This window comes from Arthrobacter sp. HY1533, assembly GCF_027568515.1.
Taxonomy (GTDB): domain Bacteria; phylum Actinomycetota; class Actinomycetes; order Actinomycetales; family Micrococcaceae; genus Specibacter.
On sequence record NZ_JANKZF010000003.1, the window covers coordinates 49,880 to 73,192 of the forward strand.

Here is a 23,313-nt window from a genome sequence, read left to right on the forward strand (position 1 = left end):
TTGGCCGGCTCAGGCCTCGGGGACGAACTCCCCGTGGCCGGCGGCGCGCAGGGCCTCGCGCAGCTTCACGGCGCTGGCGTCCAGGGCGGCGGGGTCCGGGTTGTTGTCCACGGCGGCGAAGCTGAAGTTGTCCAGCCCGTACGCCGGGAACACATGCACGTGCAGGTGCTCCACCTCAAAGCCAGCAATGATGACCCCGGCGCGCGGGGCCCCGAAGGCCGCCACCTGGGCCTGCCCGATGGTCTGCGCAACACCCATGAGCTTGCCCATGAGCTCGGGGGACGCGTCGGTCCACTTGTCCACTTCCTGGCGCGGCACCACCAGGACGTGGCCGTCCGTCAGGGGCCCGATGGTCAGGAAGGAGACGCAGTCGGCGTCCTTCCACACAAAGCGGCCGGGGATCTCGCCTGCGATGATCTTGCTAAACAACGTGCTCAAGAAGTGCTCCTGTTCGAGGTGCCGTACGGATGGGTGCCGGTCTAGATGGTTGCGGCGTCCAGCACAAACCTGTACTTGACGTCGCCGGCAACCATGCGGTCGTAGGCGGCGTCGAGTTCCTTGGCTGTGACCAGCTCAATGTCGGAGACAATGCCGTGCTCGGCGCAGAAGTCCAGCATTTCCTGGGTTTCGGCAATGCCGCCGATCAATGAGCCGCCATAGGCCAGGCGCTTGCGGATGAGCAGCCCGGGGTCAACCGGCGGCATGTCCTCCGAGGGCAGGCCCAGCTGGATCAGGGCGCCGTCGCGGGCCAGCGTGCGCAGGTACGGGTTGAGGTCGTGGACGGCGGCAACCGTGTCAAGGATGGCGTTGAGCGATTCCTTGGCGGCAGCCATCTCCTCGGGGTCGGTGGAGACCACCACGTTGTCGGCGCCCAGTGCCCGCGCGTCGTCGGCCTTGGCCGGCGAGGTGGTGAACACTGTGACGGTGGCGCCCAGGGCCTTGGCGATCTTGACGCCCATGTGGCCCAGGCCGCCCAGGCCAATCACGCCCACGGCGTCGCCGTCCTGCACGTCGAGGTAGCGCAGCGGCGAGTAGGTGGTGATGCCGGCGCACAGCAGGGGCGCGGCGGCGGCGGGGTCCATGCCTTCGGGGATGTGCAGCACGTAGTTCTCATCCACCACGATGGACTGCGCATAGCCGCCCTGCGTCACGACGCCGCCGTTGCGGCTGTCCACCACGCCGTACGTGCCGGTGTTGCCCACCTCGCAGTACTGTTCGAAGCCCTCAAGGCAGGATTCGCATTCGCGGCAGGAATCAACCATGCAGCCAACGCCCACCCGCTCGCCAACGGTAAAGCCTTCCACGCCGTCGCCCACGCGGCTGACGATGCCCACGATTTCGTGCCCGGGCACCAGCGGGTACTTGGCGGGTCCCCATTCCGAGCGGATGGTGTGCACATCGGAGTGGCACAGGCCGCAGAATTCAATGGCAATTTCAACGTCGTGGGCGGCCGGTTCGCGGCGCTCAATGGTGCCCGGCTGGAGCCCGGACGTGGCAGAGACGGCTTCGTAAGCCTTTACTTGGGTCATGCTTCAACCCTATCCCCGGCGGAGGCACTGCCACCAGCGGGGCTGGCGGCGGCACCTGTTGCAACGGGGCGCCCGGGCTGGTTGGACCAGGCCGACCACGATCCCGGGAACAGCGCGGCCTTGAAACCGGCTATCTCCAGCGCCGCGATTTGGTGCGCGGCAGTCACGCCGGAGCCGCAGTAGACGGCCACGGGCGTTTCGGCATCCACACCCAGTGCGGCGAACCGTGCCCGCAGCTCCGCGGCCGGCAGGAACGCCTTGTCCCCCGCCAGATTTTCGGTGGTCGGGGCACTCACGGCCCCCGGGATGTGCCCAGCCCGCGGATCGATGGGCTCCACCTCGCCGCGGTACCGCTCGCCCGCCCTGGCGTCGAGCAGGACCCCATCCCAGGCTGCCGCGCCGTCGGCGTCAATCGTGTCCAGGGCACCAAAGCGGACGACGGCGTCACCCGGCTCCGCGTGCACCTCGCCTGCCGCCAGAGGAAGGCCGGCCGCACGCCAGGCCGCCAGCCCGCCGTCGAGCAGCTGGACATCCGCCAGACCTGCGTGGCGCAGCAGCCACCAGGCACGGGCGGCCGCGGCAGCCCCGGCGTCGTCATAGACCACCACAGTGTCACCGGCATTGATGCCCCAACGCTGCACGGTGGCGGCAAAATCTGCCTCGGCGGGCAGCGGGTGGCGGCCATCCTGCGGCGCGCCATGTGAGGCCAACTCGGCATCCATGTCAACGAACACGGCCCCGGGGATGTGGCCGCCCAGATAGTGGCCGTGGCCGTGGGGGTCGCCCAGGACCCAGCGGACGTCCAGCAGGACTGTGCGCCGACCGGCGGCGAGCCTCTCGTTGAGCTGGGCTGCGGTGATCAGGACGGGCATGTGCGGCTCCTTGGAACTGGGCGTTGGGCTGCTTCAAATCTACGCCAGTGCATACACTTGGCCTATGAACCCCGCTGCACAGAACACCGCCACGCCGCCTGCCGCCCCCGCCTGCCGGGACTGGACCCGCAACGCGATAGCCCGGGTCCAGGCAGAGAACAACCGCTCGGCCGACACCCACCTGTACAAGATCGAGCTGCCCGCGCAATGGGGCGTGGACCTGTACGTGAAGGACGAGTCCTGCCACCGGACAGGCAGCCTCAAGCACCGGCTGGCCCGTTCCCTGTTCCTGTTCGGCCTGGTCAATGGCTGGATCAATGAAGGCACCACAGTGGTGGAAGCCAGCTCGGGCAGCACAGCCGTCTCCGAGGCCTACTTTGCCCAGCTTCTGGGCCTTGACTTTGTGGCCGTCATGACGCGCACAACGAGCCCGGAGAAGATTGCCCTGATTGAGCAATTTGGCGGGCGCTGCCACCTGGTGGATGCGGCCGGGGAGGTCTACTCAGCGGCGGCTGCCATCGCGGCCGAATGCAACGGCCACTACATGGACCAGTTCACGTATGCCGAGCGCGCCACAGACTGGCGCGGCAACAACAACATTGCCGAGTCCATCTTCAGCCAGCTGGCCCACGAGCAGCACCCCGAACCTGCCTGGGTGGTTGTGGGGGCCGGCACGGGCGGCACCTCCGCCACGATCGGGCGTTACATCCGCTACCACGCACACGCAACGCAGCTGGCCGTGGTGGATCCTGAAGGATCGGCGTTCCTGCCCGCGTGGCAGGCCAACGACATGACAGTGGTGACGGGGCGGTCCTCCCGCATCGAGGGCATCGGCCGGCCCCGTGCCGAGCCGAGCTTTGTCCCGGGCGTCATCGACACCATGATGGAGGTGCCCGACGCCGCGTCCGTTGCGGCCATGCGGCACTTTGAGCAATTGACGGGCATGCACGCGGGCCCCTCCACCGGCACCAACCTGTGGGGCGTGTGGCAGCTCGTGGCACAGATGGTGGCAGCGGGCCAGAAGGGCAGCATTGTGACACTGATGTGCGACGGCGGCGAGCGCTACGCCGGCAGCTACAACAACCCCGCGTGGCTGGCGGAAAAGGGCCTGGACCCGGCCCCGCACCTTGGCACCATCGAACAGTTCTTCGCCACGGGGACGTGGAACGGCTGACCCGGGGCCGCTAGACCTGCACGGCCTGGCCCACGGCCAGGTGCGCGAAGGTGACCCCGTGCAGCCCGCCGATCCGCGCAATGTGGGACTCGGTGAACGCCAGGCCCTGCTCATTGAGCAGCCCGTCGTGGATTTGGTAGGCGTGCGGGGCGCGGACCGAAACCACAAAGTCCACCACCTCGGCCACCTTGGACCACGGGGCATGCACCGGGACCAGCAGCGTGCCCACGGTGACGCCGTGCGGAACCACGAGTGAATCGCCCGGGTGGTAGAGCGTGCCTTCCACGAGGTAGCCAACGTTCGCCACCACGGGGATGGAGGGGTGGATCAGCGCGTGCTGTCCGCCAAAGCACTGCACGGAAAAGCCTGCTGCCGTGAAACTGTCCCCCGGGGCGGCATCATGGATCCGCCCCGCAGTTCCGGGCGCGCGCAAGCGCAGGTCCGCGGCCACGCCGGCCGGTGCGTGCACCGCGAGGTCCGGGGAGGCGGCGAGGGCGGCGGTGAGGGCATCGGCGTCGTAGTGGTCGGGGTGTTCGTGGGTGATGAGCACGGCACCGGCGCCGGCCAGGGCCTGGGCCGCCTCCGAGAAAACGCCCGGGTCCAGGACCATCACCCGCCCGTCCTGCTCGAGCCGGACACATGCGTGGGTGTATTTGCTCAGCTGCATGGTGCCAGCCTATGCCCGCTCCCCTGCCTTGGCCATGGCCGTCCGGCGCCGTGGGCAGCGCCTTGTGCAGGCGGGTGCGATAGGCTGGTTGACTGGACCATAAGCGTGGAAAGTGGGTTGCGGGCATGTCTGATGCACCGGTGAAGGAGCAGCGCGTCACCAAGCAGCGTGTTGCCATCGGCGCTGCCCTGGACACGCTGGACGACTTTGTCAGCACGCAGGAGCTGCACCGCCTGCTGCACGAGCAGGGCACACGGGTGTCGCTGGCCACCACTTACCGGATCCTGGCCTCCATGGCCGATGAGGGCCTGGTGGACACGCTGCGCAACGGCGAGGGAGAGGCCGTGTACCGGCGCTGCTCCGCCACGAGCCACCACCACCACCTGCTGTGCCGCAACTGCGGCAAAACCGTGGAGATCGAGGCCCCCGAGGTGGAGAGCTGGGCGGCCCGCGTTGCCAAGGCCAACGGCTTCACCCAGGTCCAGCACACGGTGGAGATCTTCGGCCTGTGCCCGGAGTGCTCGGCCAAGTAGGCTGCGCTCAGCCCATTGACGCCGTGGCCGGCACGAGGTCGCCCACCCATTCCCTGACCCACCAGTCCCCCGTCTCGCGCCGCTCGCGCCACGTGGTGAAACGGTAGGCGAACACGCGCGCCCGCACCATCTCCGGCGCGGCACCGCCAAAGGGGTCGTGGCGCAGCAGGCGCAGCGTGGCGGGATCGGCCGCCAGCAGCTTCCCCAGGAACGGCGCGAACCAGTGCATGCCCGGCTGGCCCAGCGCCAGGAACCACATCATCCAGTCCAGCCGCAGGTGGTAGGGGGCAAACTGCCGCGGCATCCGGCCCACCGGCCCCGGCTTGCCGTGGAAGCCGTACTCGAGCCAGGCCTGCCCGTCCCATCCCTCCACCACCACCTCATGCCGCTCGCGGGTGATGGAGCCGAACGCACCGTAGGCGTTCCCCAGCCGCCACCTGTTGAAGCTGGCGTTCATGAGCTGGTTCGGGGAGAAGAGGTTCCGCAGCGGCCACCAGGCCAGCACCAGCATGGCCAGACCCATGGCCAGGACGACGGCGGCCAGCCACCAAGGCATCCCCGGCGGCTGGGTGCCGCCCGCGGCTGGGACGGCCCAGGGAAGGAGTGCGGCCAGGGCGTCGTCGCCCACGGCGCTGGCGGCCAGGACCAGGGTGAGGGCGTTGAGCCAGGCAAAGTTCCCGGACAGGACCAGCCACAGCTGGGTCGCCACCACCACGGCCGCGGCCCAGGCGGCCACGGGCTGCGGGGCGAACAGCAGGAACGGGACAAACAACTGGGCCACATGGTTGCCCAGCACCTCCACCTTGTGAAGGGGCCGGGGCAGGTGGTGGAAGAACCAGCTGAGCGGGTTGGGCATGGGCTGGGTCTCATGGTGGTAATACAGGGCCGTGAGGTCCCGCCACACACGGTCGCCGCGCATCTTGATCATGCCGGCGCCAAACTCCAGCCGGAACACGAGCCAGCGGAACAGCCAAAGGGTGATGACCGGCGTCGTGCTCTGGCTTGAGCCCAGGAACGCGGCCAGGAAACCGGCTTCCAGGAGCAGGATCTCCCAGCCAAAACCATAAAAGGTGCCGCCGGCGTTGACAATCGACATGTACCCCAGCCACAGGGCAAGGAAAACGAGCATGGGCAGCCACGGCGGGCCCAGCTGCGGCAGGCCCAGGACCACAGTGAGGGCCAGCACCGCCCCGGACCAGGCCAGCGTGCGCAGGAGTGCGTCCGAATAGCGCCAGTGGAAGAGCGACGGGACCGGCGGATGCGTGCCGGGCGCGGGCCTGCGCGGGGTGGGCAGCAGGCCCCGCTCCCCCAGCAAGGCGGGGAACTGGCGGGCGCTGGAGACGAACGCAATGACGAACACGGCGGCGATCCCGCGCTGCAGGACGAACCGGGCGGCGTCGTAGTTGGCGCTGCCCAGCCAGCCGGCATCAAGCCAGCCCGGCCCGAACCAGTCCATGGCTCAACGCTAGCCCTTCAGGGCCGGTCCGCCTAGGCTGCGACGGTTGGCCGCGCGGCCCAGCCCCGGCGGCGGCGCCAGGCACCGGCCGCCCGGCACAGCACGTAGATGACAAACGACAGCGTGGTGACGTACGGGCTGATCGGGATGCTGCCGCCCAGGGCCAGCATGATGCCGCCAACGGTGGCAATCATGGCGAAGGCCACGCTCAGCAGCACCACCATGCGCGGGGCCGCGGTGACCTGCAGGGCCGCAGCCGCCGGGGTGATGAGCAGGGCCAGCACCAGCAGGGCACCCACCACCTGGATGGACAGCGCCACGGCAATGCCCAGCAGGAACATGAACGCCAGCGACAGGGCACGCACCGGCACGCCGCGTGCCGTGGCAATGTCCGGGTCGGCGCTGGCAAAGGTCAGCGGCCGCCAGATGAGTGCAAGCCCGGCCACCACCACCAGGGCGGTGCCGGCCAGGACGGATAGCTGGGTGGCGTCCACCGAGACAATCTGGCCTGTGAGGAGCCCGAACTTGTTGGCCGAGCGCCCCTCGTAGAGGGACAGGAACAAGATGCCCAGTCCCAGGCCAAAGGGCATGATGACGCCGATGACGGAGTTTTTCTCCCTGGCCCGCACGCCCATGACGCCCAGCAGCAGGGCCGCCAGGATGGAGCCCACCAGCGAGCCGAAAATGACGTCGGCGCCAATCAGCAGCGCAAAGGCGGCGCCGGCAAAGGAGAGCTCGGCAATGCCATGCACGGCGAAGGCGAGGTCGCGCATCATGACGAAGGTGCCGATCAGCCCGCCGACAACGCCCAGGATGGCCCCGGCGAGCAGCGTGTCGCGGAACAGCGGCAGCAGTTCGCCGTAGTTGGAGAAGTTGAAAACGGCGTCGGAAAAGTCAGCCCAGTTCATGCCGCCCCCTGCCCGTGGTCGTGGTCGGCGGCAAGTTCCAGTTCGGCGACGTGCCCGTCAATGACAGTGTCGGGTCTCCCCACCACCACGAGCCGGCCGTCCATGTTGAGCACCTCCACGCGCGTGCCGTACAGCTCGGAGAGCACCTCGGTGCGCATGACCTCGGCCGGGGTGCCCACCATGAAGCGGCCGCCGGCAAGGTACAGCACCCGGTCAACGTGTTCCAGGATGGGGTTGATCTCATGCGTGACAAAAACGACGGCGGTCCCGTTCTCCTTGGCCTGCCGACCCACCAGGGCACTGACGGCCTTTTGGTGGTTGAGGTCCAGGGAGAGCAGCGGCTCGTCGCACAGCAGGACCTTGGGGCTGGCGGCCAGGGCCTGGGCGATCCGCAGGCGCTGCTGCTCGCCGCCGGAGAGCATGCCCACGGGGATGCGGCCGTAGCTTTCGGCGCCCACCGCAGCCAGCAGTTCATCCACCCTGTTGCGGTAGGCGCGGCCGCGGATGCGGAAGCCCCACTTGTCGCCGTCAACGCCCAGTCCCACGAGGTCGCGGGCGCGCAGGGCGGTGTCGGGGGCAAAGTTCTTTTGCTGGGGCACGTAGCCAATGGTGCGGCTGCCGCGCTTGGCCGGTGACCCGTCGAGCATGACCTGCCCGGAGCTCAGCTGCGCCAGGCCCAGCAGGATTTTCAGGAAGCTGGTCTTGCCGCTGCCATTGGCGCCCAGCACGGCCAGGAACTCACCCGGGCGGACCTCAAGGTTGAGGTCCTGCCACAGGGTGCGCGGACCGTATTTCAGGGTGGCGCGCTTGAGGCTGACGACGGCGGGGGCCTCACCTTGGAGTGGACTCACGGGGCGGCCGGGGACTGCAGCGCCTTTTCCAGGCTCGAAACGTTCGTATCCATCCACTCAATGTAGCTGGTTTCCTGGGGCAGGGTTTCGGCGAAGTCGGCCACGGGGACGCCGGCGGCCGTTGCCGCTGCGCGCACCTCTTCTGTCTGCGGGCTGCCGGTCTGCTCGTTGTAGGCCAGCAGGTCCAGCTTGCCCGAGCCCATCAACTCAAGGGTTTCCTTCAGGACTGCGGCGGGGACGTCGCTGCCGTTTTCCACGGCCTCGGTGAACTTGTCGGGGGTTTTGTTGACCAGCCCGGCCTGCTCGAGAAGGTAGAGCGGGACGGGCTCGGTGATGGCAGCCGGCTCGCCGTCGTGCTTTTCCTTCAAGGCGGCGAGCCGGGATTCCAGCGCTGCGACCTTGGCCTTGAAGGCGTCGGCCTGCTTGGTGAAATCGGCCGCCTGCTCCGGGCGCAGGGCGCTGAAGCGCCCGGCCAGGTCATCTGCCAGCTTGGTCATGGTGGGCAGTGAGTACCAGACGTGCTCGTTGAAGCCGTCACCCGTGTCCAGGCCCGAGAGTTCGCTGACGTTGATGGTTTCGGCAGGGTCCAGCTGGCCCTTGGCGAGCTGGCCGAAGAAGTCGTCGTAGCCGCCGCCGTTTTCAATGCCAACCTGGGCCTTGGACACGGCCAGCTTGTCCTGGGCATTGGCCTCGTAGCCGTGGGGATCGGCCCCGGCCTTGGAAATGATGGAGTGCACGGTGACGTGGCTTCCACCAATCAATGCGGCAATGTCGCCGTAGACATTGGTGGAAGCCACCACCGCAATGGTCCCGTCCGCGCCGGCCGCCGCCGGGGCCGCATCCCCGGCCCCGGAACAACCCGAGAGTGCCAGGGCGGCGGCCGCGGCAGCACCCGTGAGAAGAAGTGTCCGGCGCGAGAAGAGCATGTGATTCCTTTGCAGCTTGCTAATGAGAATTGTTACCAATAAGACCAGCATAGCGCATATTGGGAATCATTCGCATCAAGCCTTCTTGCGCTCCTGGATGTGGGTCTGCGTGGCGTCGCGGATCTCGCCCACAAGCTGCTCAATCACGTCCTCCAGGAACAAGACACCCATGGTCTGGCCGCCGCCGTCGATCACGCGTGCCATGTGGGTGCCGGTGCGCTGCATGGTGGCCAGCACATCCTCAATTTCCTCATCGGCGGACAGGTTCGCCATGGAGCGCACGCGCCCCTCGCCAATGGGCATTTCGTAGCGCTCCAGCGGAATCCGCAACACGTCCTTCAGGTGCAGGTAGCCCAGCAGGGTCCCGGCGTCGTCGGTGAAGACAAACCTGGAGAAGCCGGTCTTGCCCACCTTGTGCTCGAAGTCCACGGGGGTGGAATCGGCCGGCAGGGTCACCAGCTCCGACAGCGGCACCATGATGCTCTGTGCCGTCTGGGAGGAGAATTCCAGGGCGCCGGTGATCAGGCCTGTCTGGTCATCCACCAGCCCGCTGCGCGTGGACTCCTCCACGATGGACTGCACCTCTTCCAGCGTGTAGCTGGAGGAGACCTCGTCCTGGGGCGTGATGCCGAACAGCCGGACAATGTGGTTGGCCGTCCAGTTCAGCGACACGATGACGGGGCGCACCACCTTGCTGACAAGCACCAGGGGCGGGGCCAGCAGCAGGGCCGCCTTGTCGGCGGCGGAAACGCTCATGTTCTTCGGCACCATTTCACCGAAGGTCACATGCAGGAACGTCACCAGGGCCAGCGTGATGACGAACGCCGCAGGGGCGGCAATGTTGTCCTCGATGCCGATCGCATGCATGGGTTCCGCCAGCAGGTGGTGGATGGCGGGCTCGGCCACGTTCAGGATCAGCAGCGAACACACCGTGATGCCCAGCTGCGAACAGGCCAGCATGAGGGAGACATTTTCCATGGCGCCCAGGGTGATCTTGGCGCGCTTGGACCCGGCGTCGGCCAGGGGTTCGATCTGGCTGCGGCGCGCGGTCATGACGGCAAACTCGGCGGCGACAAAGAAGGCGTTTCCCAGCAGCAGCACCACCAGCCAGGCTATTCCTGCCCACGGGCTCACAGGGAACCACCTTCCTTGGAGTCTTCGGCCGGGCCGGCGTCGTCCTTGGCCGGTGCAGGGATGAACTGGATCCGGTCAACGCGGCGCTTTTCCACCCGGTCCACCACCAGCAGCCCTCCTTCGACCTCCACGGTGTCGCCGACGGCGGCGATGCGGCCAAGTTCGGCCATCATGAAGCCGCCCACGGTTTCATAGCCGGCCTCGTCAGGGACGTTGAGCGGGCCGATGCGCTCGGAGACCTCGTCGGGGCGCATGAGGCCCGGGAAGAACCAGGTGCCGTCGGCGCCCAGCAGGATGCCTGGCTTGACGCGGTCGTGCTCGTCGGTGACTTCACCGACGATTTCCTCCACGAGATCCTCCAGCGTGGTGACGCCGGCGGTTCCGCCGTATTCGTCCTGGACAACTGCCATCTGCAGGTTTCCCTCGCGCAGCTCAAGGATGAGCGCATCGAGGTGGACGGTTTCAGGCACGCGCAGCACATCGGTCATGATGGCGCCAACCTCAATGCGGGGGCGCTTGTGGAACGGGATGGACACGGCCGTCTTGAGGTGGACAACGCCCAGCACCTGGTCCGCGGATTCACCAATGACGGGGAAGCGGGAGAAGCCGGTGCGCCGGGCGGCGTCGATGATCTCATCGACTGTCTTGGTGCTTTCTATGGTTTCCACGCGCATGCGGGGCGTCATGACGTCCGCGGCGGTGCGCTCGGAGAAGCTCAGGGTGCGCGCCACGAAGGTGGCGGTGCCGGCGTCGAGCGTGCCCATGGCTGCCGAGCGGCGCACCAGGGAGGCAAGTTCCGACGGCGATCGCGCGCCGGAGATTTCTTCCTTCGCTTCCATGCCAAAGAGGTTCAGGACCTTGTTGGAGAATCCGTTCAGGACCACGATTGCCGGCTTGAACACGGCGGTGAAGATCAGCTGCGGCCGGGCCACGGCCTTGCCAATTTCAAAGGCCTTGGCGATGGCCATGTTCTTGGGCACGAGTTCACCGATGAGCATGGACAGCAGCGTTGCCACCACCATGGAGATGGCCAGCGCGACGCCGGTGACGGCGGCGTCCGGGACACCCAGGGAGGCGAGGGGGGTGGCAAGCAGGGCACCGAGCGAGGGTTCGATGAGGAAGCCTGTCAGCAGTGTGGTCAGGGTAATGCCCAGCTGGCAGCTGGAGAGCTGGGTGGAGAGGGACTTCAGGCAGCGCAGCAGGGGCTCGGCACCTTTGTCGCCTTCGTTGACGGCGCGCTGAACGGCGGACTGGTCAAGGGCCACGAGGGCAAATTCAACGGCAACGAAGAATCCGGTGCCAAGGATCAGCAACAGGCCTGCGGCCAGGAGGATCCATTCCATTTACTGCACCCCCCTGGTACCGGCGAGGATCAAATGCGCTGCGCTGGTTTGGGGGTTGGCCGCCGGCGGGGGGTGGTCGGCGCCAGGGCCGGCCACTGCGGGGGTCGAAGGGCTGTGGTCACGTGTGCGGGGTTTGCCGGCATGTGCAGTGTGCGTGCAGGAGGCAGATTGACTGCCCCGCAGGCTGGTGCGCCGGCCCCTAGATTTACTTTCCATAGGATTTTCAGTCTACCCCAGCGCCTCCGCCGCCCTGCGGAGGAAGCGCGGCGCAAAGGTGAACGTCAGCTGGGAATTTGCCGGGTACTTCCTAGCCGGCGAGGATGCTGTGGCCGCCCAGGGCATGGAAATTCCGGCTGTGGTAGACCAGCGGTTCACCGGCCGCGTCCGGGGCAATGATGTCCAGCACCTGGGCGGCCAGGAGCAGGGAGCCGCCGGCCGGCGTGCGGCTCAGGATGGCGCAGCGCAGGGCAAATCCGCCGTGGTTGAGCAGGGGTTCGCCGCCCTCGAGCCGGGTCCAGGCCATGGACTCCGTGAAGCGCTCGCTCGTGGAGCTGGCAAAGGTGCGGGCAAGGCCAAGGTCGGCGGTGGTCAGCAGGTGCACCACAACGGTGCCGGCCACGGCGATGGCGGCCGCGGAGCCGCTGGCGGCGGCGAGCGAGAAGGCCAGCAGGGGCGGTTCGGCCGAGACCGATGCCACGGAGGAAGCCGTGATGCCCACGGGGCCCGTTGCGGAGTCGGCGGTGATCACGGCAACGCCGGCGGGGTGGCCACCAAAGGCTGCCTTGAAATCCGCGGTCAGTCCGGGCGCTGCCTGCACTGTCATGGCCAAAAATATCCTCTCACCGTGTCCCGCCCCGTGGCAGGATCCCCCCTGACTCTAGAACCTCAACAATAGTTGAGGTCAAACCGGGCGGCCATGACGCCTCTCACACCGGCGCCGGAGGCGGAAGCTCCGGAGCCTGCCGGCTACAGCGCCCCGTCGAAGGCGCGGGCGCCGGGGCCCTGTCCGGCCACCTCGTCGTCGGGGTTCACAAATCCGCACTCGGCCAGCGACAGGCAGCCGCAGCCGATGCAGCCGCCCAGGCTGCCGCGCAGCTTTTGCAGGGCGGCAATCCGGGCGTCCAGTTCCGCCTGCCAGTGCTCGGACAATCGCTGCCAGTCGGCCTGCGTGGGGACGCCGTGCTCGGGGAGTTCACCAAACACTGACGCGACAAGCGAGAGCGGGATGCCGGCGCGCTGCGCGGCCCGGATCACCGCGACCCGGCGCAGCACGGAGCGCTCGTAGCGGCGCTGGTTGCCGGAGGTGCGGGTGCTGTTGATCAGGCCCTGGCGCTCATAGAAATGCAGGGCGGAGACCGTGACGCCGCCGCGCTGGGCAACCTGGCCCACGCTCAGCGCCTCCTGCGCGCGGTGCCCGGTCCCGGCGTCGTACGCGGGCTCCGGGGAGCCGGTGCTAGTCACGGGTAATGGCGCGAATCCCGGCCACGGAATGGTCCAGGATCTCGGCCATGGTGGCGGAAATGTCAACCACGACGGCGGACTCGTCGCCTTCCAGCGGTTCCAGCGCATCCAGCTGGGAGGCCAGGAGCTTGGGCGGCATGAAGTGGCCGGAGCGGCCCTCGAGGCGGGAGCTGAGCACCTCCAGCGATCCGTCCAGGTGCAGGAAGACAGTGTCCGGGGCCTGGACGCGGATGGCGTCGCGGTACCGCCGCTTCAGGGCCGAGCAGGCCACCACAATTCCGCGGGCCTGCGTGTTGGCCAGCTCGTGTCCCACCAGGTCCAGCCAGGGCCAGCGGTCCTCGTCGGTCAGCGGCGTGCCGGCGGCCATCTTGCGGATGTTTTCCAGCGGGTGCAGGGAATCGGCATCCACGAACGGGAAGTTCATGGCGTCCGCCACGAGGGTGCCGATGGTGCTCTTGCCTGCCCCGGAGACGCCCATGACCACAACACGGGTCACTGTGGATTTCGGCGCGGGGGAAGCAGCTGCGGATTCAGAGGAAGTCATGTCCTCTTGTATACCAAAGGTTGACGCAGATCACCCCACGGGGCCCGCCCGGGCGGCAACACGGCACCGCTTGCGGTTCACAATCCGGTGCCGGGGACTGACCTCAGGGCTGGTTGCGGGCGCGCCCGGCCAGGATGGTGCGCAGGGCCGGCTCCCCCGCCTCGAGGAACGATTCCTCGATCATCCGCACGTAGCCCTCGGAGGATTTCATGTGCTCGCGCATGGCGGCCTCGGCGGCATCGGCGTCGCCGGCCCGGATGGCCTCGGCAATCCGGCGGTGCTGCTGCTGCTCATCGCCCACCAGGTCGTGCACTTCACGGTAGCGGCGCACCTCAACCATGACGGTGGTCAGCTCGGTGCGCAATGCTTCGCTGAACCATTCGAGGGCGCCGTTGCCGGTGGCGCGGGCGATTGCCATGTGGAAGGCAATGTCGAGCGCGGGGTAGCCCTCCGTGTCCAGCAGGGCGTCGTCCATTTGGGCCATCAGGCCGTCGAGCACCTCAAAGTCGCCGCCGGTGGCCCGTTGCGCCGCTAGCCGTGCGGCCTGGATTTCCAGCGGGATGCGCACGTCCATCATGTCCGTCAGGGGGCGCTGGTTGTTGTGCAGGACCCGGGACAGGAACATCTTGATGAGGTGGCCGTCTAGTTCCTTGACCACGGCGTTGCGGCCGTTGTGGACCTCCACGAGGCCCACCGCCTCCAGGGCACTGAGGGCCTCCCGAACCACGGGACGGCTCGTTGCAAACTGCTCACAGAGCGTGGCCGTCGAGGGCAGGGCGCTGCCGGGCTGCAGGTCATCCTCGACGATGTGGGCAATCATGGCGTCGAAAATCTGCAGGCTCAGCTTGGTGCGAGTCAATGGCGTGTGCACGCATCCCCCTCGAAACGGCGCCCGCATCGGCGCATGATGGCTGTGGACCAATTCCACCACCTCATCATAGCGGTGCCCTTTATGCCTGTCATATAGGTTGACAGGCTTATAGGTTCGGGGATAGTTTGTGACTCATGCCACCTACCCCAACAACATCCAGCCAGGCCGCAGCCGTGCTCTCCGGCCCCGGTCTGCTGCAGATACAGCGCCGCGGTCGCCCCACGCCGGGAGCCGGCGAGGTGCTGGTGAAAGTCCACTCCGTGGGCATCTGCGGCTCGGACACCGCCTACTTCAACGGCACGGCCGCCTACACCGTCCAGGAGCCCTTCGTCATGGGCCACGAGGCCAGCGGAACCGTCGCAGAACTTGGCCCCGGCGTGTCCGGCCCGGCCGAGGGAACCGCCGTGGCCCTGGTCCCCAGCCTTTCCTGCGGAAGCTGCGAGCAGTGCAGCTCCGGCTTCGACAACCTGTGCCGGCAGACCCGCTACCTGGGTTCCGCCGCCGTCAACCCGCACCGCGACGGCGCGCTGCAGGAGTACCTGATCCTCCCCGCGAGCCACGTCCTGCCGCTGCCCGAGGGCATCTCCCTGGCCGAAGGGGCCCTGCTTGAACCCATGGCAGTTGCCCTGCACGCGGCAAGGAAGACGGCGGTTGCCGACGCCTCGGTGCTGGTGGTCGGCGGCGGCGCGATCGGGCAGCTGACGGCGCTGGCGGCCCGGGCCCTGGGGGCTGCCACCGTCACGGTCGCCGACGTCAGCAGCCGCCGCGCGCGCACCGCCGTCGAGCACGGCGCGGACAACGGCCTGACCACGGCCGAACTGGCCGCCCACCTTGCCGGCGGCGGCAACTTTGACGTGGTCTTTGACGCCTCGGGCCACCCCGCCGGCGTTGAAGCCGCCCTGAAGGCTGCGCGCCCGGGAAGCGGCCGGGTTGTGCTGGTGGGCAACCTCCCCGCGGGGTCCGGCATCTCGTTCAAGCACATTTCACAGTCCGAATCCTGGGTCACCTCAACGCTGCGCTTTGCCGGCGGGCTGGCACCGGCCCTGGACTTCCTCCTTGAGCACCGGCTGGACATTTCCTGGCTGGTGGAGCAAACCGTCCCCTTCGGCGAGATCCTGGGCGCCTTTGCGGCGCCTGCGGCGGGCGAGGCCCCCCTGAAGGTCCACATCCACTTCACCGAGAACACTTCATCACCGACCACAACGAGCAAAAGGACACAATGATGCGTCACTCACGGAAAATCAAGGGACTTGGCGTCCTGGCGGCACTTTCACTGCTGGCAACGGGATGCTCCACGGCAGGAAACGGTGACGACGCCGTCGCCGCGGACGGGCTGGGCGCCCCCTCAGCCGAGGTGGCGCAGGCCGCCAAGGACTTCCAGGGCACGTTCAGCTATTGGATTGGGCTGACGTTCCCGGAATCCAGCAACGAGCTTGAAGCCGCCCGCATCAAAGCCTGGGGCGACAACCTCGGCATCAAGACCGACATCGTCAAGGTCAACCAGAACGAGGTTGTCCAGCAGACCTCCGGCGCCATCGAGGCCAAGTCGCTGCCCACCGCTATGACGGTGCCCTACGACCTCATGTCCACCATGGCCACAGCAAACCAGCTCACACCGGTTCCCGAGACCTACGCAGCTGTGGGCGGGGCACATGGCGGCTGGCTGGACTCCATTGACGCCGCCACCAACGCCAAGAGCTTTGGCGGAAAGGTCTACGGCGTTCCTTTCGGCTTCTTCGGCAACGTGCTGTTCAGCCGCGCGGACCTGCTCAAGGAGAAGGGCTTCACCACCCCGCCGAAGACCTGGGACGAGCTGCTGGCCCAGTCCAAGGCAACCCAGGACCCGCCCTCCACCTATGGCATGGGCTTTGCACTCTCCAACGTCCTGGACGGCAACCTGACCACCTCCATGATGCAGTCCTTCGGCGGCCGCGTGGCCGACGACGCCGGCCAGAAGTGCACCATTGACAGCCCCGAGACCGCCAACTTCCTGGGCTGGATCAAGGGCGCGTTCGACGCCGGGCAGTTCCCGCCGTCGGCCGTCACCTGGGACGGTGCCGGGGACAACAACTCCTTCACCTCGGGCGAGTCCCTGTTCATCGTCAACACCGGCAGCGTCTACCAGTCCATGAAGAAGGACGATCCCGACCTGGCCGAGTCCAGTGCCTACTCAGCCCTGCCCGCAGGCCCGTCCGGACAGGTTGCCCCCGTGGACCCGCGCTACCGCGTGGTCCCCAGCAGCACCTCCGAGGCCGGCAAGATCCTGGCGCAGGACCTGTTTGAAACCCTGGCCGATGACACCTACATGGCCAGTTTCATGGAAAACGCAACGTACGGCCCGGTCCTGAAATCGCAGCTTGACTACCCCGTCTTCACCGACAGCCCCGTCCACGCGGGCCTGCTGGAACAGGCTGAAAAGGGCACCGCCCCGGCCTTCCCCGACACGGCCAACGCAGCCTACTCCGACTACCAGAACGCCTTCTCCACCCCGCGCATGGTCCAGCGGGTGCTCGTGGACAAGGTCGCCATTGACAAGGCCATGGCCGAAGCCCAGGCCTCCTGCCAGAAGATCTACAGCCAGCATGCAGGCTAGGACTGAACAGGACGCAGTTGCTGCCGGCGCCAAGGCCCCGGCAGCAACTGCGGGCACCGCGCGACGGCCCCGCAAGCCCGTGGCGGCCGGCAAGGAGGCCAGGCTTGGCCTGCTGCTGGTGATTCCGGCAGTGGCCGTCATCGCCATCCTCATCGGCTACCCCACCATCTCCTCCATCTGGTACAGCTTCACGGACAGGATGGTGGGCTCCCCCGGCCGGTTCATCGGCATTGAGAACTACACGCGGCTCGCCACGGACTCCGGATTCCTGTCCGCGGCTGCCAACCTGGTGTTGATCGTCGGCGTTTCACTGCTCCTGAAGCTCGTGCTGGGCACAGTGGTGGCAGTTGTCCTGAACCGCCCCATGCCGGGCCGGAACTTGTGGCGCCTGCTGGTCATGTTGCCGTGGGCCATGCCGGGCTTCGTGGCCTTCATGGGCTTGCGCCTGATGTTTGAGTCGCCGTACGGCGCCATCAACGTGGCCCTGGAAACGTTCACCAGCCCCGTCCCGTTCCTCAGCGACCCCGACTGGGCACGCGTCTCAGTGGTGCTGGCCACCGTGTGGCGCGGCTTCCCGTTCTGGGCCATCTCCATCCTGGCTGCACTGCAGACCATCCCGAAGGAGCTGTACGAGGCCGCCCGCATGGACGGAGCGTCGGCCTGGCAGCAGTTTGTCCACATCACCGTGCCGCAAATCCGTTCCACAGTCGCCGTCGTTGCCGTCATCTCCGCGATCTGGACGGCGAACGGCTTCGAAAACATCTGGCTCATGACCCAGGGCGGGCCGTCAACCACCACCATGACGTTCCCCGTGCTGTCATTCCTGAGCCTGCAGAGCCGCCAGTTGGGGCAGGCAGCAGCCTACGCCGTGGTGATCCTGCCCGTCATGGCGCTGTTCATCATGTTGCTCAGCCGCCGAAAGAAGGAAATCTAATGCAAAAACGGGGCCGCCTGGCCACCGTGCTTGGCATGGCATTTCTTGCCATCCTCGTGGTGCCGCCTGTCTACTACATGATCATTGTGTCGCTGAAGCCGCGCTCGGCCATCTACCGGACGCCATCCTGGCTGCCGGAGCGGACCAGCCTGGACAACTACGCCAAGGTCCTCTTCAACGACCACTTCCTGGTCAACATTGGCAACAGCCTCATCGTGGCCCTGGCCACGACCCTGCTGGCCATGATCCTGGGCGTGCTGGCGGCGTACGCCATTGCCAGGTTCAAGTTCCCCGGCCGCAATGCCGCCAGCCAGCTGATCCTCATGAGCTACCTGACGCCCATGGTGCTGCTGTTCATCCCGCTGAGCGTGGTGGTGGGAAACCTGGGGCTGGCGGACACCCTGCAGGGCCTGGTCCTGGTGTACCTGACCTTCGCAGTGCCGCTGTGCACGTGGCTGATCCTGGGCCACTTCCGCGAGTTCCCGCGCGACCTGGAGGAGGCCGCCTCGATCGACGGCGCCTCCAAGATGCGCACGCTTGTCAGCATCCTGCTCCCGGTCTCCGCCCCGGCGCTGGCCACGGCGGCCTCGCTGGCGTTCATGATGGCGTGGGGCGAGCTGTTCCTGGCATTGACCTTCGTCAAAGGCCAGGGTGTCATGACGGCGCCGGTTGCCCTGCAGCACATGAGCACGGGCGACGTGCAGCAGTACGGCCCCATCATGGCAGGCGCCGTGTTGTCCGCCATCCCGGTGCTGGTTGTCTACTACATCTCCCAGCGCTGGGTGGTCCAGGGCGCCGCAGACGGCGCCTTCAAAGGCTAGCTTCCCGTCAGGAACGCTGAGGGCCGGGTCCGATCATTGATCGGACCCGGCCCTCTTTTTCACTTTCCTGGCGCCGGGTCCGCGCAGCAGGCACAGCCATCCGCCTCCTCGGCCGCCGGCACGGCCTGGTGTGCCACAGGGGCGCAGCAGGCATCGCCGCGCCAGGCGTCCAGGCCCTCCTTGACCGCGACGCCGGCAATCATCAGGGCGGCGATGGGGTCGGCCCACGACCAGCCGAGCACGCTGTTCAGGAGCAGGCCCACAAGGAGCACGGCGGACAGGTAGGTGCACAGCAACGTCTGCTTGGAATCGGCCACGGCGGAACGGGAGCCCAGTTCGCGGCCGGCCCGGCGCTGCGCCCATGAAAGCACAGGCATGATGGCCAGGCTGGCAGCGGCCAGGACGATGCCCACCGTGGAGTGGCTGGCTTCCCTGCCGGTCAGCAGGGAGCCGAGGGCATCGGCCGTGACAATGGCAGCGAGCCCAAAGAAGGAGATGGCAATGATCCGCAGGGCTTTTTTCTCGCGGGTCTCGGGGTCGCGGGCGCTGAACTGCCAGGCAACCGCGGCCGCGGAGGAGACTTCAACAATGGAGTCCAGCCCGAAGCCAACGAGCGCGCTGGAGGAGGCAACGGCACCTGCGGACAGGGCCACGACGGCCTCAATGACGTTGTAGGCGATGGTGGCGCCGACGAACCAGCGGATGCGCCGGTTCAGGATGCGGCGGCGCTCAGCCCCAGGTACGGCCGTTGCCGGCAGGGCGGTGGCGGCCATCAGCAGCAGCCGTCCGTCGCCGATGCCGCGCAGTGCTCCGGGTCCACTGCCAGCACCACCTCAAGCAGGTCCGCCAGGGCGTGCCCGATCTTCGCATCCGCCAACTCATAGCGGGTGCGCCTGCCCTCCGGCACGGCCACCACCAGCCCGCAGCCGCGCAGGCAAGCCAGGTTGTTGGACAGGCTCTGGCGGCTGATGCCCAGGGCCTCGGCCAGTTCCGAGGGGTACGCCGGGGCATCCCGCAGAGTCAGCAGGATCCGGGCCCGCTTGGGATCCGAGAGGGCATGGCCAAAGCGGCCCAGGACGGCTGAATGCACTGCTGTTTCCATGCCCCCAACTGTACAGAATTTTCTGTATTCAGGGAATCGTGAACTTGGCCTAGAGCCTCGTGTCGAAGGAATTGCAGAAAACGTTCTCGTTGAACGTGCCCTGGAATTCGGAGAGGCCCTGGATCTTGTCCACCGTGACCCGGATGGCCTCGCGGGTGTCGGCATGGGCGTGGATGGCCGTCTTGACCATGGGCACGTCGATGAGGTGGTTGGGTTGGTTGAGCGAGACAAACACGGTGGGCACCTCGGTGACGTACCAGGGGATCTCGGCGGCCATGGGCGAGGACCACTTGACGCGGATGGCCGCCTCCTGGGCAAAACCCTTCACGTTGGCAACCACCAGCGCGGCGTCATACTTCTCGGGGTAGTCGGCCGTGGCCTCGTCGGAGATGACGGACATGAAGTTCACGCCCTCCTCCCCCGCCGCCTTGCGCTGCTCCGCCGTCTTGAAGATGTGGACCTCAAAGCCCACCCGTTCCAATTCTTGGGCCACAACGTCAAGGTAGCCCAGCGGGTCAGCCATGGTGAAGTCGGATCCGCCGGAGATGCCATACAGGCGGATTTTCTTGTGCGTTGCCGGCGTCAACGGCAGGTTGTTCTGCGTGTCCTTGACCAGGGTCACTGTCTTGTCGGCGATCTCGGCGGCAATGGCGCGGTGTTCGGCGGAGCCGATCACGGCCAGCGCATCCACGGCCGGAACCAGCTCCGAGCGGTCCGCCAGGTGCAGGCCCAGCGAGGCCTTCAGGGCCAGGATCCTGCGCAGGGCGTCCTGCAGGCGCTCCTCGGTGATGACCCCGTTGCGGTAGCCATCCAGCATGAAGCCAAAGTCCTCGGCAGGGTTGCGGAAGAACAGGAACATGTCACAGCCGGCAGCGATGGCGGCCGGCACCAGGTCCCGGCGCTTCATGGCCTGGGTCATGCCGATCATCTGCGACGCGTCGGTCAGGATGAGCCCGTTGAAGCCAAGCTCGCCGCGCAGCAGCTCCCCAAGGAGTTCCGGGGCCAGCGTGGCGGGAAGAATGTCGCCGTCGGCCAGTTCCGGGCGGAAGCGGCGGGACAGGGCCGGGGCGCCGATGTGACCGGCCATGATGGACTGCACGCCGTGGCCGATCATTTCGCGGTACACATGCCCGTATGTGCGGTTCCACTCCTCGTAGCCGAGGGTGTTGTAGGAGGTGACAACGTGCTGGTCCCGCTCGTCGATGCCGTCGCCCGGGAAGTGCTTCATGGCGCAGGCGGTGGGAGACTCGCTGATGCCGTCGAAGTACTCCTTGGCCCGTTCCACCACCACCTCTGGCGTGTTGCCGAAGGCCCGCGTGGAGATGACCGTGTTGCGCCAGTTGTAGTGGATGTCCACAATCGGGGCAAAGGCCCAGTTGCAGCCCAGTGCCGCAGTTTCAATGCCCGCAATTTGGCCCATCTGGCGTGCGATGGCCTTGTCCGGGTGCGATCCGGCCTGCAGGTGCGTGGAGACAAAGGTGCCGTCGTCGCAGCTGCCGGCACCGCCCATTTCCGGGTTGGATGCAATGAGCAGCGGGATCTTGGTCTTCGACTGGGCGTGGCGGATGTGCGCCTGCACGGCCGCCGAGGGCCCGGGCCGGTAGCGCATGCCGCCCACGTGGAAGTTTTCCAGCACCCCGTCCAGGTACTCCGGCTCGTAGCTGTTGTTGTGGTTGATGAACAGCTGGCCGATCTTCTCTTCCAGGCTCATCGACGCGATGGTCGACTCCACCCACTCGACGGCTGCGGCATCAAGATTGAACGGTGCGGCGGTCATGTCAACGGCGTACGGCATTGAAACTCCTTGGTTCCTGGGTAAATGGTGTCTCTAGTGGCGCTGCTGGATGCGCACGACGGCGTCGCCCACCAAGGCGGCAACCGGCGCCGAAATGTCAATCACCACGGCGGCCTCGTCGGCCTCGAGTGGTTCAAGCGTGGCCAGCTGCGAATCGAGCAGCGTGGCAGGCATGAAGTGCCCGGAACGGCCCTCGAGGCGGGACCCCAGCACCTCGCGGCTGCCGTCCAGGTGCAGGAACACAGCCCCCGGCGCCTGGGCGCGGATGGCGTCTCGGTAGGAGCGTTTCAGCGCCGAGCAGGCCACCACGAGCCCGTTGGCCGAGGAGGCGAGTTCCCGGCCGACGATTTCCAGCCAGGGTGCCCGGTCGGCGTCGTCAAGGGGCGTGCCGGCGGCCATTTTGGCAATGTTTTCCACCGGGTGGAGGGAGTCCCCGTCCGTGAACGGCAGGCCGAGCTCGCGCGCCACGAGGGCGCCGATCGTCGTCTTGCCGCAGCCGGAGACTCCCATCACCACAATGTGCTGCTTGTGTGAAGCGTCGATCACCAGTCGTGGACCGTTCCGTCAACCAGGCGGTTGTAGGGCAGGTAGGCCTGCTGGTACGGGAATGCCGCGGCGGCCTCCTCGTTGAATTCCACGCCGAGGCCGGGGGCATCGCCCGGGTGCAGGTAGCCGTCCTTGAAGGTCATGGACTGCTGGAAGACCTCGTTGGTCGCATCCGAGTGCTGCATGTACTCCTGGATGCCGTAGTTGTGGATGGCCAGGCCCACGTGCAGCTGGGCGGCGAAACCGACAGGGGAAATGTCGGTGGGGCCGTGGAAGCCGGACTTGATCTGGTACTGGGCGGCGAAGTCCATGACCTTCTTCAGCGGGGAGATGCCGCCGAAGTGGGTGGAGGCTGCACGGACGTAGTCAATGAGCTGTTCCTTGATGATGGTCTGGTAGTCGTAGACCGTGTTGAAGATTTCACCGATGGCCAGCGGGGTGGTGGTGTGGTGGCGGACCCAGCGCAGGGCTTCCTGGTTCTCGGCCGGGGTGCAGTCCTCGAGCCAGAAGAGGTCATACGGTTCCAGGGACTTGCCCAGCTTGGCGGCCTGGATGGGCGTCATGCGGTGGTGGCCGTCGTGGAGCAGGGGAAGCTCGGGGCCAAACTCGTTGCGGACTGCCTCGAAGACAGTGGGCAGGTGGCGCAGGTAGGCGCGGGTGTCCCAGTCCTCTTCCTGCGGGAAGGCACCACGGCCGGCGGGCTCGTAGTCGTAGCGCTCACCCGAGGCCTGGGCCTGGGCGGCAACACCGTAAACAGCCTTGATGCCGGGGATGGCCGTCTGGATGCGGACTGACTTGTAGCCAAGTTCCAGGTGCTCACGCACGGAGTCGAACAGCTGCGGGATGTCGGCACCGGAGGCGTGGCCGTAGGCGCGCAGGCCGTTGCGGGAGGCGCCGCCCAGGAGCTGGTAGACCGGCATGCCGGCCAGCTTGCCCTTGATGTCCCACAGGGCCATGTCGACGGCGGCGATCGCTGCCATGGTGACCGGGCCGCGGCGCCAGTAGGAGCTGCGGTACAGGAACTGCCAGGTGTCCTCGATGCGGTGCGGATCCTTGCCGATCAGCAGCTGGGCAATGTGTTCCTTGAGGTACGCGGCAACGGCGAGTTCACGGCCGTTGAGGGTGGCGTCGCCGATGCCCACGACGCCTTCGTCGGTGGTGACCTTCAAGGTGACGAAGTTGCGGCTCGGGCTGGTGACAAATACTTCTGCGGAAATGATCTTCACGTCGGTATTCCTTCCGGGTTTTTGCTG

At 67.0% G+C, this 23,313-nt stretch carries 23 protein-coding genes and 1 pseudogene; 6 read left to right on the forward strand and 18 right to left on the reverse strand.

Features of this window, described 5'->3' with window-relative positions; translation table 11 throughout:
• Positions 1–9: 9 nt before the first annotated feature.
• Genes PCK14_RS03530 through PCK14_RS03540 form a run of 3 tightly spaced genes read right to left on the reverse strand, consistent with a single transcriptional unit; the run spans position 10 to position 2,401 of the window.
• Positions 10–438: an HIT family protein gene (locus tag PCK14_RS03530; protein ID WP_269937084.1), complete on the reverse strand. Its 429-nt coding sequence runs from the start codon at positions 436–438 to the stop codon at positions 10–12.
• A 41-nt stretch (positions 439–479) separates the two neighbouring features.
• Positions 480–1,529: an NAD(P)-dependent alcohol dehydrogenase gene (locus PCK14_RS03535; protein WP_269937085.1), complete on the reverse strand. Its 1,050-nt coding sequence runs from the start codon at positions 1,527–1,529 to the stop codon at positions 480–482.
• Positions 1,526–2,401 (reverse strand): sulfurtransferase, encoded by an 876-nt coding sequence (locus tag PCK14_RS03540; protein ID WP_269937086.1) that lies wholly within the window; start codon positions 2,399–2,401, stop codon positions 1,526–1,528. The genes PCK14_RS03535 and PCK14_RS03540 overlap by 4 nt, the downstream gene beginning before the upstream one ends.
• A gap of 64 nt (positions 2,402–2,465) precedes the next feature.
• Here PCK14_RS03540 and PCK14_RS03545 point away from each other — a divergent pair, with 64 nt between their 5' ends.
• Entirely contained in the window at positions 2,466–3,575 is a 1,110-nt protein-coding gene (locus tag PCK14_RS03545; protein WP_269937087.1) for a PLP-dependent cysteine synthase family protein, read from the forward strand.
• A gap of 10 nt (positions 3,576–3,585) precedes the next feature.
• Here the strand turns inward: PCK14_RS03545 and PCK14_RS03550 are convergent, their stop codons facing one another.
• Entirely contained in the window at positions 3,586–4,242 is a 657-nt protein-coding gene (locus tag PCK14_RS03550) for an MBL fold metallo-hydrolase (RefSeq protein WP_269937088.1), read from the reverse strand.
• 125 nt (positions 4,243–4,367) lie between these two features.
• Between PCK14_RS03550 and PCK14_RS03555 the strand changes: the two genes are divergently transcribed.
• Complete coding sequence (locus PCK14_RS03555; protein WP_269937089.1) at positions 4,368–4,775, forward strand: Fur family transcriptional regulator; 408 nt, start codon at positions 4,368–4,370, stop codon at positions 4,773–4,775.
• 7 nt (positions 4,776–4,782) lie between these two features.
• Here PCK14_RS03555 and PCK14_RS03560 read toward each other — a convergent pair whose 3' ends face one another.
• From PCK14_RS03560 to PCK14_RS03605, 10 genes are all read right to left on the reverse strand, one after another.
• Positions 4,783–6,231: a lipase maturation factor family protein gene (locus PCK14_RS03560; RefSeq protein WP_269937090.1), complete on the reverse strand. Its 1,449-nt coding sequence runs from the start codon at positions 6,229–6,231 to the stop codon at positions 4,783–4,785.
• A 32-nt stretch (positions 6,232–6,263) separates the two neighbouring features.
• Positions 6,264–7,139 carry a metal ABC transporter permease gene (locus PCK14_RS03565; RefSeq protein WP_269937091.1) on the reverse strand — a complete coding sequence of 292 codons (876 nt, stop codon included), beginning with the start codon at positions 7,137–7,139 and terminating at the stop codon, positions 6,264–6,266.
• A complete protein-coding gene (locus tag PCK14_RS03570; protein ID WP_269937092.1) occupies positions 7,136–7,990 on the reverse strand; it encodes a metal ABC transporter ATP-binding protein in 855 nt (284 codons plus the stop codon). The genes PCK14_RS03565 and PCK14_RS03570 overlap by 4 nt, the downstream gene beginning before the upstream one ends.
• Complete coding sequence (locus PCK14_RS03575; RefSeq protein WP_269937093.1) at positions 7,987–8,916, reverse strand: metal ABC transporter solute-binding protein, Zn/Mn family; 930 nt, start codon at positions 8,914–8,916, stop codon at positions 7,987–7,989. Before PCK14_RS03575 ends, PCK14_RS03570 begins: the two co-directional genes overlap by 4 nt.
• Before the next feature lie 75 nt (positions 8,917–8,991).
• Positions 8,992–10,050, reverse strand: a complete 1,059-nt coding sequence (locus tag PCK14_RS03580; protein WP_269937094.1) for a hemolysin family protein — start codon at positions 10,048–10,050, stop codon at positions 8,992–8,994.
• Complete coding sequence (locus tag PCK14_RS03585; RefSeq protein ID WP_269937095.1) at positions 10,047–11,393, reverse strand: hemolysin family protein; 1,347 nt, start codon at positions 11,391–11,393, stop codon at positions 10,047–10,049. Before PCK14_RS03585 ends, PCK14_RS03580 begins: the two co-directional genes overlap by 4 nt.
• A gap of 307 nt (positions 11,394–11,700) precedes the next feature.
• Positions 11,701–12,216 (reverse strand): flavin reductase family protein, encoded by a 516-nt coding sequence (locus tag PCK14_RS03590; protein WP_269937096.1) that lies wholly within the window; start codon positions 12,214–12,216, stop codon positions 11,701–11,703.
• A 143-nt stretch (positions 12,217–12,359) separates the two neighbouring features.
• Positions 12,360–12,854, reverse strand: coding sequence for a redox-sensitive transcriptional activator SoxR (soxR, locus tag PCK14_RS03595; protein ID WP_269937097.1), 495 nt, complete (start codon positions 12,852–12,854; stop codon positions 12,360–12,362).
• On the reverse strand, positions 12,847–13,398 hold the full coding sequence (locus tag PCK14_RS03600) for a gluconokinase (RefSeq protein WP_269937098.1): 552 nt from the start codon (positions 13,396–13,398) through the stop codon (positions 12,847–12,849). Before PCK14_RS03600 ends, soxR begins: the two co-directional genes overlap by 8 nt.
• A 103-nt stretch (positions 13,399–13,501) precedes the next feature.
• Positions 13,502–14,269 (reverse strand): FadR/GntR family transcriptional regulator, encoded by a 768-nt coding sequence (locus tag PCK14_RS03605; RefSeq protein WP_269937099.1) that lies wholly within the window; start codon positions 14,267–14,269, stop codon positions 13,502–13,504.
• A 134-nt stretch (positions 14,270–14,403) separates the two neighbouring features.
• Between PCK14_RS03605 and PCK14_RS03610 the strand changes: the two genes are divergently transcribed.
• From PCK14_RS03610 to PCK14_RS03625, 4 genes are read left to right on the forward strand one after another with little or no spacing between them, the layout of a single operon-like run.
• Positions 14,404–15,492 (forward strand): zinc-dependent alcohol dehydrogenase, encoded by a 1,089-nt coding sequence (locus PCK14_RS03610; protein ID WP_269937100.1) that lies wholly within the window; start codon positions 14,404–14,406, stop codon positions 15,490–15,492.
• A complete protein-coding gene (locus PCK14_RS03615) occupies positions 15,492–16,862 on the forward strand; it encodes a sugar ABC transporter substrate-binding protein (protein ID WP_269937101.1) in 1,371 nt (456 codons plus the stop codon). Before PCK14_RS03610 ends, PCK14_RS03615 begins: the two co-directional genes overlap by 1 nt.
• Entirely contained in the window at positions 16,852–17,796 is a 945-nt protein-coding gene (locus tag PCK14_RS03620) for a carbohydrate ABC transporter permease (RefSeq protein WP_269937102.1), read from the forward strand. Before PCK14_RS03615 ends, PCK14_RS03620 begins: the two co-directional genes overlap by 11 nt.
• Entirely contained in the window at positions 17,796–18,617 is an 822-nt protein-coding gene (locus PCK14_RS03625) for a carbohydrate ABC transporter permease (protein WP_269937103.1), read from the forward strand. The genes PCK14_RS03620 and PCK14_RS03625 overlap by 1 nt, the downstream gene beginning before the upstream one ends.
• Positions 18,618–18,676: 59 nt before the next feature.
• Here the strand turns inward: PCK14_RS03625 and PCK14_RS03630 are convergent, their stop codons facing one another.
• The 4 genes and pseudogenes from PCK14_RS03630 to manD form a co-directional block, all read right to left on the reverse strand.
• A complete protein-coding gene (locus tag PCK14_RS03630; RefSeq protein WP_269937104.1) occupies positions 18,677–19,390 on the reverse strand; it encodes a cation transporter in 714 nt (237 codons plus the stop codon).
• Entirely contained in the window at positions 19,390–19,719 is a 330-nt protein-coding gene (locus tag PCK14_RS03635) for an ArsR/SmtB family transcription factor (RefSeq protein WP_269937105.1), read from the reverse strand. Before PCK14_RS03635 ends, PCK14_RS03630 begins: the two co-directional genes overlap by 1 nt.
• Positions 19,720–19,768: 49 nt before the next feature.
• Positions 19,769–22,024: pseudogene (locus PCK14_RS03640) on the reverse strand (gluconokinase, GntK/IdnK-type).
• Positions 22,025–22,056: 32 nt separating this feature from the next.
• Positions 22,057–23,286, reverse strand: a complete 1,230-nt coding sequence (manD, locus tag PCK14_RS03650) for a D-mannonate dehydratase ManD (protein ID WP_269937108.1) — start codon at positions 23,284–23,286, stop codon at positions 22,057–22,059.
• Positions 23,287–23,313 lie beyond the last annotated feature (27 nt).